10 protein-coding genes are annotated in these 11065 nt (G+C 70.5%); 4 read left to right on the forward strand and 6 right to left on the reverse strand.

Going from position 1 to position 11065, the window contains the following annotated elements:
• The 4 genes from ACE3QW_RS10045 to ACE3QW_RS10060 all read right to left on the reverse strand — a co-directional run.
• A partial coding sequence (locus ACE3QW_RS10045) for a VWA domain-containing protein (RefSeq protein WP_374251395.1) occupies positions 1-1041 on the reverse strand: 1041 nt, incomplete at its 3' end.
• On the reverse strand, positions 1038-1673 hold the full coding sequence (locus ACE3QW_RS10050) for a DUF4381 domain-containing protein (RefSeq protein ID WP_374251396.1): 636 nt from the start codon (positions 1671-1673) through the stop codon (positions 1038-1040). The genes ACE3QW_RS10050 and ACE3QW_RS10045, both read right to left, overlap by 4 nt.
• A complete protein-coding gene (locus ACE3QW_RS10055; protein ID WP_374251397.1) occupies positions 1670-2656 on the reverse strand; it encodes a DUF58 domain-containing protein in 987 nt (328 codons plus the stop codon). The genes ACE3QW_RS10050 and ACE3QW_RS10055 overlap by 4 nt, the downstream gene beginning before the upstream one ends.
• A gap of 13 nt (positions 2657-2669) precedes the next feature.
• Positions 2670-3590, reverse strand: coding sequence for a MoxR family ATPase (locus ACE3QW_RS10060; protein WP_051460815.1), 921 nt, complete (start codon positions 3588-3590; stop codon positions 2670-2672).
• A 488-nt stretch (positions 3591-4078) separates the two neighbouring features.
• On the opposite strand from ACE3QW_RS10060, the gene ACE3QW_RS10065 reads away from it, so the two are divergent.
• From ACE3QW_RS10065 to ACE3QW_RS10080, 4 genes are read left to right on the forward strand one after another with little or no spacing between them, the layout of a single operon-like run.
• Positions 4079-5332 (forward strand): sarcosine oxidase subunit beta family protein, encoded by a 1254-nt coding sequence (locus tag ACE3QW_RS10065; protein WP_374251398.1) that lies wholly within the window; start codon positions 4079-4081, stop codon positions 5330-5332.
• Between the two features lie 9 nt (positions 5333-5341).
• On the forward strand, positions 5342-5629 hold the full coding sequence (locus ACE3QW_RS10070) for a sarcosine oxidase subunit delta (protein WP_374251399.1): 288 nt from the start codon (positions 5342-5344) through the stop codon (positions 5627-5629).
• Positions 5629-8637: a sarcosine oxidase subunit alpha family protein gene (locus ACE3QW_RS10075; RefSeq protein WP_374251400.1), complete on the forward strand. Its 3009-nt coding sequence runs from the start codon at positions 5629-5631 to the stop codon at positions 8635-8637. Before ACE3QW_RS10070 ends, ACE3QW_RS10075 begins: the two co-directional genes overlap by 1 nt.
• Positions 8630-9187 carry a sarcosine oxidase subunit gamma gene (locus ACE3QW_RS10080; RefSeq protein ID WP_374251401.1) on the forward strand — a complete coding sequence of 186 codons (558 nt, stop codon included), beginning with the start codon at positions 8630-8632 and terminating at the stop codon, positions 9185-9187. The genes ACE3QW_RS10075 and ACE3QW_RS10080 overlap by 8 nt, the downstream gene beginning before the upstream one ends.
• Before the next feature lies 1 nt (position 9188).
• Here ACE3QW_RS10080 and ACE3QW_RS10085 read toward each other — a convergent pair whose 3' ends face one another.
• Positions 9189-9857 (reverse strand): hypothetical protein, encoded by a 669-nt coding sequence (locus ACE3QW_RS10085; RefSeq protein WP_374251402.1) that lies wholly within the window; start codon positions 9855-9857, stop codon positions 9189-9191.
• 81 nt (positions 9858-9938) lie between these two features.
• Positions 9939-11065: solute carrier family 23 protein (locus tag ACE3QW_RS10090; protein WP_374251403.1), on the reverse strand; the 1127-nt coding region annotated here is incomplete at its 5' end.

Below are 11065 nucleotides of genomic sequence, written 5' to 3' on the forward strand. Positions count from 1 at the left end.
CGGCAGGGCCGGGGCATCGGCCGCCGGGCCGTCCTGCGGCGCGGGCGCATCGGCCGCGCGGCGGGCCGGCAGCCGCAGCAGCAGAGCGGCGGCGAACAGGAAGCTTGCGACTAGCGCGGCGCCGAGCGGCCAGAAGAACAGGGTGAGGGCCGGCCGCACATATTGCGGGTCGCCGGCCACCGGCTCCAGCTTGTCGATCTCGGCATAGATGCCGGCCAGGGCCTGCTGGTCGCGGGCGCGGAAATACTTGCCGCCGGTGAGGCCGGAAATGGCCTTGAGCGCGCCCTCGTCCAGATCCGAGGACGGGTTCATGGGCGCGCCGGGGACGAACTCCCCGGCATCGGAGCCGACGCCGATGGTGTGGATGCGCAGGTGCTCCTTGGCGGCGATGGCCGCGGCCTGGAGCGGATCGAGCACGCCTGAGGTGTTGGCGCCATCGGTCAGCAGCACCACCACCCGCTCCTTCTCCGGTCCGTCGCGCAGGGTCTTCACCGCGAGGCCGATGGCGTCGCCGATGGAGGTGTTGCGTCCGGTCATGTCGATGGTGGCCTGCGCGAGCAGCTCGCGCACCGCCCGGCGGTCGAGGGTGAGGGGGGCCTGCACATAGGCGCGGGTGCTGAACAGGATGAGGCCCACCCGGTCGCCGGCGCGGCGGGCGATGAAGTCGTCCGCCACCTTCTTGACCACCTGCAGCCGGTCCATCGGCTGGTTGAGGGCGAGGTCGCGCTGCGCCATGGAGGCGGAGAGATCGATGACCAGCATGATCTCTCGCCCCTCCATCGGCACCTCCACCGGCCGGCCCACATAGATGGGCTGGGCGGCGGCGATCACGAGCAGGGTCCAGATGAAGGCAAGCGCGGCGAGGCGCGTCCTGCGCCACGCCGGCCGGCCCGGCGTCACCAGCCCGGCGCGGGCGAGCGCGGCGAAGAAGGGCAGGCGCAGCGCGCCCGCCTTCTGCTCGCGGGCGCGGGGTATCGCGAAGTAAGCGAGGAGGGGGACCGGCAGCAGTGCCAGCATCCAGGGCCAGGCGAGCGTGATCATCGGCGCGCCCGGATATGGCGCCGCACCGCGTCGGCGAGGGTGGCGGGGGTGATGCTGCCGGCGGCGACCTGCTCCGCCGTCTGAGCCGGCATGTAGGGGGCGCGGGCGAGGAACGCGGCTTCCCGCGGGGCGAAGGGCGCGCGGCCGGTCACGAGCAGGCGGGCCCAGGCCTCGCCGGTGAGCGTCGCCTTCGCCTCGCCGGACTCGGCACGCACCAGCCGGCGCAGCACGTCCGAGGCGGCGACCGCGACGGCGTGGGTGTCGTCCGGTTCGGCGCGGCCGATTTCGGCATCGAACATCTTCAGGGCCTTGTAGGCGAGCGTCTGCCGCCAGCGCCATTCGCGCACGGCGAGGACGATGAGCACCAGCACCACCAGCCCGGCCAGCACGTACCAGCCCGGCGCCAGCGGAAAGAGGGGCACGTCCGGGGGCAGATGGATGTCGCGCAGCGCCGCCAGCGGGTCCTCGGCCGAGCCCGGCACGGGCGGGGCGGGCGGCGCTCCGTTGAGGAAATCCGGCGTCTGGAAATTGGGCGGTGTCGCCGCCGGAGCACCGCCGGGCGCAATGAGCTGGGTGGGGCCGGCGGCGGCCCCCGGCGTGGTGGTTGCGGGCGCGATGGCGGGGGTGGTCATCGCGCCGCCGTCCGTCCTGCGCCAGGGGCGATCACCCCGGCTGCGCCGGCGCGCGCCGAGACGGCCGCCTGCCGCATCCGCTCGGGGTTGAGGACTTCCGCCGGATCGCAGCCGGTCTCGAGGTCCATCAGGGTGAGACCGCGCTCGCGGCAGAGGCGCTCCAGCGCGCCGCGTCGATCGGCAAAGCGCCGGGCGTAGCCTTCCCGGGCCGACGCGCGACTGTCGTCGAGGCGGGCGACGGCCACTCCGTCGGTGACGGGGAAGACGCCGCCGGAGGGCATCTGCGTCTCCAGTCGGTCATAGACGAACAGGCAGGTGACATGCCCGTCCAGCGCGATGCGGCCGAGTTCGCGGGCGGCGTGCTCGTCGAGGTCGGCGAAATCGGAGACGAGGAAGATCAGCGTGCCGGGCTTCACCAGCGGCCGCAGCCGGGCCAGCGCCTCGCCGAGCGTCGGCTCCGAGCCGGGCGGGCCGAGGCGTTCGGCGGTGGCGTCGGCGATGGAGCGCACGAAGGCGAGGATACGCCGGCGCGTACGTTCGGCGCGCAGCGCGATGATGCCGGAGGGGGAGAGCACCAGCCCGCCCACCCGGTCGCCGCCGCCGATGCCGATCCACGCCAGCACCGCCGCCGCCTTGGCCGCCAGCACCGACTTGAAGCAGTCACGGGTGCCGAAGCGCATGGAGGCGCGCGCATCCACCAGCACCAGCACCGGGCGCTCGCGCTCCTCCTGGAACAGCTTGGTGTGCGTCTTGCCGGTGCGGGCCGTGACCCGCCAGTCGATGGTGCGCACGTCGTCGCCGGGATGGTAGACGCGCACCTCGTCGAACTCCATGCCGCGGCCGCGGAAGGAGGAACTGTGGCCCCCATAAAGCTGGCTGCTGACGCGCTTGCCGCCCGAGAAGCCGCCCTGCACGCGCGGACGCGCCGCCACGAGGTCGGCGAGGCGGGCGACGACGCCCCGGAGCGGATCGCGCTCGGCCATGGCGTGTGTCGCCTCAGCCCACCGGCACGCGGGCGAGCAGCAGGTCGATGAAGTCGTCGCTGGTCACGCCGTCGGCCTCTGCCTCGAAGGTCATCAGCACGCGATGGCGCAGCACGGGCTTGGCGATGGCCTGCACGTCCTCGGGAATCACATAATCGCGCTTGCGCCGCCAAGCATGGGCGCGGGCGCAGCGGTCGAGGGCGATGGTGCCGCGCGGGCTGGCGCCGAACCCGACGAGGCCCTGGAGATCCGCACCGTAAAGTTCGGGACGGCGCGTCGCCTGCACGAGCTGGAGCAGATATTCCTCCACCTGCTCCGCCATGTGCACGGCGAGCACCTCGCGCCGGGCGGCGAACACCACTTCCTGCGGCAGCGGCGCGCCGAAATCCGGCGACTCGCCCCGGGCCTCGCCGCGCACGAGGCGCAGGATTTGGCGTTCGGCGTCGAGGTCCGGGAAGTCGATGCGCACATGCAGCAGGAAGCGGTCGAGCTGCGCCTCGGGCAGGGGATAGGTGCCTTCCTGCTCGATAGGATTCTGCGTCGCCATCACCATGAAGAGCGGCGGCAGGCGGCGGGTGGTGCGCCCCACCGTCACCTGACGCTCCGCCATGGCTTCCAGCAGCGCCGACTGCACCTTGGCGGGCGCGCGGTTGATCTCGTCCGCCAGGATGAAATTGTGGAACACCGGCCCTTCCTGGAACTGGAAGCTGCCGTCTTCCGGCCGGTAGATGTCGGTGCCGGTGAGGTCGGAGGGCAGAAGGTCCGGCGTGAACTGGATGCGCTGGTCGGTGAGGTCGATGGCATGGGCCAGCGCCTTGATGGCCTTGGTCTTGGCAAGGCCCGGCGCGCCTTCCACCAGAAGGTGGCCGTCGGCGAGCACGGCGATCAGCAGCAGTTCCACGAAGGCCGGCTGACCGAGGATGCAGGCATTCATATAGACCGAGAGGTCGTCGAAGGCGCGGGCGAGGCTGCTGCGGTCGATGACCGGCGGGCGCGGGCGGGCAGACGAGGCGGCGGGCGGCTCCCGGCGTGCGGCATCGAGGAAGGACGCGTCTCGGCTCGTGCTCATCTCTTGCTCGCGCTCGACTCTCGGGTTCGGCCACGGGGCCCGTCGGCGCCATGGCGGGGCGGCTGCTCCCCCTGCACCACCGCCGGGAGAGCGCCTCATCGGCTCCTTATAGCGTCGCGGCTTCCGCGTCACACCTTATCTTGCGTTCATTTTTGAGGGATGGCGCCATTTTCTGCCCGGCCGCGCCGGTGCCGGAGGGGCATACGGCGCAGCGGCAGACGGAGGGGCAGACGGGCGTCTGTGTCGCTTTCATTCCAGTTTGCCGTCGCATTTCCACGAGAGCCGGGCACCGGGCAGGCGCATTGTCGCGGTCGAACAGGGGACACCCCCGGTTTCTCCATTCAGAGACCCCCATGCGCCGCTTCTCCCTTCCTACCCTCCTCGCCGAGGCGCTGAATGCCCACAAGGGCTGGAGCCGCCAGTGGCGCAACCCGACGCCCAAGCCGGCCTACGATGTCCTCATCATCGGCGGCGGCAGCCACGGCCTCGGCGCCGCCTACTACCTCGCCAAGGAGCATGGCATCCGCAACATCGCGGTGCTGGAGAAGGGCTGGATCGGCGGCGGCAATTCCGGCCGCAACACCACCATCATCCGCTCCAACTACCTCTATGACGAAAGCGCCGCCCTCTACGAGCACGCCGTGAAGCTGTGGGAAGGGCTCTCGCAGGAGCTGAACTACAACGTCATGTTCTCCCAGCGCGGCGTGCTGATGCTGGCCCACAACCAGCACGACGTGCAGAGCTTCAAGCGCCACGTCTATTCCAACCGCCTCAACGGCATCGACAACGAGTGGCTGACGCGGGAACAGACCAAGGAGTTCTGCCCGCAGCTGAACATCTCGCCGGACATCCGATATCCCGTGCTCGGCGGCGCCCTCCAGCGGCGCGGCGGCACGGCGCGGCACGATGCGGTGGTGTGGGGCTATGCCCGTGGCGCGGACGCGCTCGGTGTCGACATCATCCAGAACTGCGAGGTCACGGCCATCAACCGCGGGCCGGACGGCGCCGTGACCGGGGTGGAGACCACGCGCGGGCCGATCGGGGCCAAGAAGATCGGCGTCTCGGCGGCGGGGCACACCTCCATGGTCATGGCCATGGCGGGGGTGCGGATGCCGCTGGAGAGCTTTCCCCTTCAGGCGCTGGTCTCCGAGCCGGTGAAGCCGTGCTTTCCCTGCGTGCTCATGTCGAACGCGGTGCACGCCTATATCTCCCAGTCCGACAAGGGCGAGCTGGTGATCGGCGCGGGGACGGACCAGTACGTCTCCTACAGCCAGCAGGGCGGGCTCCACATCACCACCCACACGCTGGACGCCATCTGCGAGCTGTTCCCCCAGTTCACGCGCATGAAGATGCTGCGCAACTGGGGCGGCATCGTCGACGTGACGCCGGACCGCTCGCCCATCATCGGCAAGACGCCGGTGAAGGGCCTCTATGTGAATTGCGGCTGGGGCACGGGCGGCTTCAAGGCGACACCGGGCTCGGCCCATGTGTTCGCCCACACCATCGCCTGCGACGAGCCCCACCCCGTCAACGCCCCCTTCACCCTCGACCGCTTCCGCACCGGCCGCCTCATCGACGAGGCGGCGGCGGCGGCGGTGGCGCATTGAGATCAGGCCATGCTGCTCGTTCCCTGTCCCTATTGCGGGCCGCGCCCCGAGGTGGAATTCCGCTGCGGCGGCGAGGCGCACATCGCCCGCCCGGCTGATCCCGATGCCCTCGATGACGCCGCCTGGGCCGAATACCTCTTCGCCCGCACCAGCCCGAAGGGCGTCCATGCCGAGCGCTGGCTGCACGCCCACGGCTGCGGCCGCTGGTTCAACGCGCTGCGCAACACGGTGAGCGACGCCTTCCTCACCACCTACGAGATGGGCCAGCCGCGCCCCGATATCGCGGGAGATCGCTGATGGCCCAGGATTTCCGTCTTCCCGGCCGGGGCCGCATCGACCGCAAGAAGCAGCCCATTGCCTTCACCTTCAACGGCCGCACCGTCGAGGGCTATGAAGGGGATACGCTCGCCTCGGCGCTGCTCGCCAATGGCATCCGGCTGATGGGCCGCTCCTTCAAATATCACCGCCCGCGCGGCGTGCTGACCCATGGCGCGGACGAGCCCAACGCCCTGTTCCAGGTGGATCGCGGCACGGGCCGTGCCGATCCCAACAACCGCGCCACGGTGGTGGAGGCGGTCGCCGGCCTGACGGTCTCCTCGCAGAACCACTGGCCCTCGCTGGAGCATGACATCGGGCAGGTGAACGACCTCGTCGCCCCGGTGCTGACGGCGGGCTTCTACTACAAGACCTTCATGTGGCCGCGGTCCTTCTGGGACAAATTCTACGAGCCGGCCATCCGCGCCGCCGCCGGCCTCGGCGTGGCGCCGGACGCGCCGGATGCGGACCGCTACGTTCATCGCAACACCCATTGCGACGTGCTGGTCGTCGGCGCGGGCCCGGCCGGCCTCGCGGCCGCGCTGGCGGCGTCGGAGGCGGGCAAGCGGGTGATCCTCGCAGACGAGCAGGCGGAGATGGGCGGCAGCCTGCTGGCCGATCTCACTTCCACCATCGATGGCAAGACCGCCTCGGCCTTCGTCGCCGAGGCACTGAAGACGCTGGCCGGGCGGGCGAACGTGACACTGCTCAGCCGCACCACCGCGTTCGGCTACTACAACCACAACCACGTGGTCCTCACCGAGCGTGTCTCCGACCACCTCGCCGCCCCTGACCCGAAACTGCCGCGCGAGCGGCTGTGGCAGGTGCGGGCGAAGGAGGTGGTGCTCGCCACCGGCGCCCACGAGCGTCCGCTCGGCTTCGCCGACAACGACCGGCCGGGCATCATGCTGGCCGAGAGCGTGCGCACCTATGTGAACCGCTACGCCGTTGCACCGGGCCGCCGCATCGTCTTCGCCACCAACGGTGCCTCCGCCTATCGCGCGGCGGCGGATGCCAAGGCGGTGGGGCTGGACGTGACCCTCGTGGACCTGCGCCCCGAGGCGGAGATCGGCCCCGAGCGGGCGCTCCTCTCCGGGATCGAGCTTCTCGCCGGCCATACGGTCGTCGGCTCCACCGGCGGCAAGGCGGTGACGGGGCTGATCGTGGCGCCGCTTTCGGGCGGGCGCGTCGGCGCGCGTCGGAAGCTGGCCTGCGATTGCGTCGGCATGTCCGGCGGCTGGACGCCGGCGGTGCATCTCTTCTCCCAGTCGCGCGGCAAACTCACCTTCCGCACCGAGATCGACGCCTTCGTGCCGGGCACTTCGGTGCAGGCGGAGCGCTCGGCCGGCGCGTGCAAGGGCACCTATGACCTCGCGAGCATCCTCGCCGAGGGCTGGGCGGCGGGCGCGGATGCGGCCGGCGTGCCGTCAACCCGCGCCTTCGTGGCGGCGCCCGCAACGCCCACCGGCTTCAAGGCGGCGCGGGTGCTGCCCACCGATGCCGACCCGAAGAAGGTGCGCGCCTTCCTCGACTTCCAGAACGACGTGACCGCCAAGGATATCGGCCTTGCCGTGCGCGAGGGGTTCGAGAGCGTCGAGCACGTGAAGCGCTACACCACCAACGGCATGGCCACCGACCAGGGCAAGACCTCCAACATGGCCGCCCTCGGCCTCGTTTCGGAGGTCCTGGCCAAGGACATCCCGCAGGTGGGCACCACCACTTTCCGGCCGCCCTACACGCCCGTCACCTTCGGCGCCATCGTCGGCACGGCGCGGGGCGAGACCTTCGACCCCATTCGCACCGCGCCGGTGCATGAGTGGGCGGTGAAGCAGGGCGCCAAGTTCGAGAACGTCGCCCTGTGGCGCCGCGCCTGGTACTTCCCCAAGCCGGGCGAGGACATGCACGCGGCGGTGGCCCGCGAATGCCGGGCGGTGCGCGAGAGCGTCGGCCTGCTCGATGCCTCCACCCTCGGCAAGATCGAGGTGGTGGGGCCGGATGCGGCCGAGTTCATGAACCGCATGTATCCCAACGGCTGGACCAAGCTGGAGCCGGGCAAGTGCCGCTACGGTCTGATGCTGAAGGAAGACGGCTTCATCTTCGATGACGGCATCGTCGCCCGCATGGCGCCAGACCGCTTCCATGTCACCACCTCCACCGGCGGTGCGCCGCGGGTGATGGCGCACATGGAAGATTATCTCCAGACGGAGTGGCCGGACCTCGACGTGTTCCTCACCTCCATCACCGAGGCATGGGGCGTCATCGCCGTGCAGGGGCCGCGGGCGCGGGAGGTCATCGCCCCCTTCGTGACCGGCATCGACCTCTCGCCCCAGGCCTTCCCCCAGATGACGGTGCGCGAGGGGGAGATCCTCGGCGTGCCGACGCGGCTCATGCGCGTGTCCTTCACCGGCGAGCTGGGCTTCGAGATCAACGTGCCGGCGGATTTCACGCAAGCGGTGTGGGAGGCGCTGTTCGGCTACGGCCAGCGCTTCGGCATCACGCCCTACGGCACCGAGGCCATGCATGTGCTGCGCGCGGAACGCGGCTTCATCATCGTCGGACAGGAGACGGACGGCACGGTGACGCCGGATGATGTCGGCCTCTCCGGCATGGTCTCCAAGGCGAAGAAGGATTTCGTCGGCAAGCGCTCGCTCGCCCGGCCGGACATGGCGCGGGCGGATCGCAAGCAGCTGGTCGGCCTGCTCTCGGCGGACGGGCGGACGGTGCTGGAGGAGGGGGCGCAGATCGTCGCCGATACCAGGCAGGCGCCGCCCATGACCATGCTGGGGCATATCACCTCGTCCTATCTCAGCCCCACCCTCAATCATCCCATCGCGCTGGCGGTGGTCTCCGGCGGGCGGGCGCGGATGGGCGAGACGCTCTTTGTGACGACGCCGGCCGGTTTCACGGCGGTGAAGGTGGTGGCCCCGGTGTTCCTCGATCCCGAGGGCAAAAGGGTGGAAGGTCTTGTGGAAGGAGGCGTTCATGCCTGAGCCGGTTGCCATCCACGCGCGGCGCGCGCCCATCCTCGCCCCTTCGGCGTCCGGCCTCGTGCGGGTGCTGCTGCCCGCCGACCGCTTCGTGCTGCAGATGAAGGCGCCACGCGGCGCCGATCTGCCGGCAAGCGCCGGGGGGTTCGATCTCTCCGGCCCGCTCAATTCCGTGCGTGGCACGCCGGAGCGCTTCGCCGCCCGCCTCGGGCCGGGGGAATGGCTGCTCGTCTGTCCCGCAGGGGAGGGGGCTGCCGCCGGGCCGGCGATCGCCGGCGATCTCGCCGGCCGCTTCTTTTCGCTGGTGGCGGTGGGGCACCGCAATGCGGCGTTCCTGTTGAGCGGTCCGCATGCGGCGGACATTCTCAACGCCGGGATCGCGCTCGACCTCTCGGATGCCGCCTTCCCGCCCGGCTCGGCCACGCGCACGCTGCTCGGCAAGGCCGAGGTGGTGGTGGTGCGGGTGGGTGACGCGTTCCGGCTGGAGTGCTGGCGCTCCTTCGCGCCCTATGTCCATGCCTTCCTTCAGGAGGCGGCGCGGGAATTCGGCTGAGCTACTTCTTCAACTCGCGGATCTCGGCAGGGCGCTGGTTGATGGTGGTGCCGGTGGCGTCGGGGATGAATTCCAGCGGCACCGCCAGCATCTTGCCGCAGGCCGCGACCGTCCAGGTCTCGCGCCATGGCCCGCTCTCTGGCGCCGTCTTGTCGCCGGGCGTGAGGCCGAAGCCGTCGAACGCGGTGTCGGCCACCTCCATGTCCTTGCAGTCGCGCACCTTGGTGCCGGCGCCGATGAAGGCATAGGTGAGCGCATCGCGCTGGAGCACGATGTTGGCGCGGGTGTGGCCCGGCAGCGTCACGAGGAAGCGCACGCCCGAAGGCTCGGCCCGGAACAGGATGTTGATGGTGCGCTCCGTGCCGCAGCCCTTGATGGGATAATGTCCCCACCACGCGCCGGACTTGGGCAGGCCCTTTGCGTCGAAGGACACTTCCTGCTGCAGCGTCACCGAGACATCGCCATCGGTGAGGTTGGTGCAGGCGGGCAGTGATACCGGGGGCACCTTCTTCCACGCCGCGGCCAGCGCGGCCCGGTAGGCGTCCGAATAGAGATAGCTCTGGAATTTCTTCGAATCGGTCGCCCCCGGCGCTGTCGCCGCTATGGTGGCACCCGCCGGGACGAGAAGTCCGAAGGCCAGGGTGACAAGGGTTGCCCCGACAGTGCGCATGTCCGGCATCATCCTGCCCCCGAAAGATAGTGCGACCAACCGCGTCAGGCATACCACCCGCAGTTGCTGCCCGCCATCCGCCTACTGGTCCACCTCGCAGCGCAGTTCCTGCCGGCCATCCGGCAGCGTGCGGCGGTGGGTGCGGTCGGCGAGGCGCTGGATGAGGTGGAAGGTGATGCCGTTGAGCATGGCCTCCTCGTCCACGCCGGCATCGAAGCTCGGCACCGGCCCCGGCTGGAGCGCGCCGCCGGTCCAGGCGAAGGCCACGTCCAGCACGAACTCGTCGAATCGCGTCGTCACCTCCACCGGCCCCTCCACGAGGGAGGGAGCGGCGGTGGCGAATTCCTCGGCGATCTGGGCGATGCGCCCCACCTCCTCGGTGCGGGCGCCATCGGCGGCGGCGCTATCCATGAGGAACTGGCGCAGCACCGCATGGCCCGCCGCCGGCGTCCAGACGAGGTGGCGGCTCTTCACCGCCCCGATGCGAAACAAGGCATTGAGGCCGAGCGCGGTGAACAGGCCCAGCACCAGCGACGAGGTGAGCAATTCCTGTGCCGAGGCGGAGAGCGCGCGGGCGTAGAAATCCGGAATCTCGTCGAAGGAGATGCCGACGAGGAAGCCGAGGCCCACCACGATGGTGCGCCGCGCATCCAGCATCCTTTGGCCGAGGATGGAAATGCCCGACAGCACGATGAAGGCGGAGGCGAACAGCAAGGCGGCCCCGAGCACCGGCCGGGGTATGGCCATCACCACCACGGACGAGCCGGGAATGAAGGCGAGGGCGATCCAGCCGAGGCCGACGCCCAGCCCCACCCGCCGGGCCTTCACCTCGGTGGCGACCGACAGGCCGACGCTGGCGGAATAGGTGTTGAGGCCCATGGTGCCGATGAGCCCCGCGAACAGGGTGCCGAGGCCGTCGGCCATCACGCCGGCTTCGATGTTGGCATAGTCCGGCCGGCGCCAGTTCGGATCATTGGCGCGCTGGCTCGCCACCATGTCGCCGAAGCTGCGCAGGATGCAGGCGAGGGCGCCCGCGAGGAAGCCGGGCAGCAGCCCGACGCTGAAGCTCGGTACCGCCAGCGGCCAGCGGATCGGCTCCAGCAGGGGCGCGACCGCCACGGGCGGCCGCGGCGCGCCGAGGCCGAAACCAAGGCCCACATGCACCAGCGTGCCGGCGGCCAGCCCCGCCAGCACCGCCATGGCGCGCA

The sequence above is a fragment of the Xanthobacter sp. genome (assembly GCF_041911315.1).
GTDB classification, from domain to species: Bacteria; Pseudomonadota; Alphaproteobacteria; order Rhizobiales; family Xanthobacteraceae; genus Xanthobacter; species Xanthobacter aminoxidans.

Excerpts from the sequence above, each read along its gene's own strand:
- ACE3QW_RS10075 (WP_374251400.1), top strand. The coding sequence starts at position 5,629 with ATGGCCCAGGATTTCCGTCTTCCCGGCCGGGGCCGCATCGACCGCAAG.
- ACE3QW_RS10080 (WP_374251401.1), top strand. The coding sequence starts at position 8,630 with ATGCCTGAGCCGGTTGCCATCCACGCGCGGCGCGCGCCCATCCTCGCC.
- ACE3QW_RS10060 (WP_051460815.1), bottom strand. The coding sequence starts at position 3,590 with ATGAATGCCTGCATCCTCGGTCAGCCGGCCTTCGTGGAACTGCTGCTG.
- ACE3QW_RS10050 (WP_374251396.1), bottom strand. The coding sequence starts at position 1,673 with ATGACCACCCCCGCCATCGCGCCCGCAACCACCACGCCGGGGGCCGCC.
- ACE3QW_RS10065 (WP_374251398.1), top strand. The coding sequence starts at position 4,079 with ATGCGCCGCTTCTCCCTTCCTACCCTCCTCGCCGAGGCGCTGAATGCC.
- ACE3QW_RS10070 (WP_374251399.1), top strand. The coding sequence starts at position 5,342 with ATGCTGCTCGTTCCCTGTCCCTATTGCGGGCCGCGCCCCGAGGTGGAA.
- ACE3QW_RS10055 (WP_374251397.1), bottom strand. The coding sequence starts at position 2,656 with ATGGCCGAGCGCGATCCGCTCCGGGGCGTCGTCGCCCGCCTCGCCGAC.
- ACE3QW_RS10085 (WP_374251402.1), bottom strand. The coding sequence starts at position 9,857 with ATGCGCACTGTCGGGGCAACCCTTGTCACCCTGGCCTTCGGACTTCTC.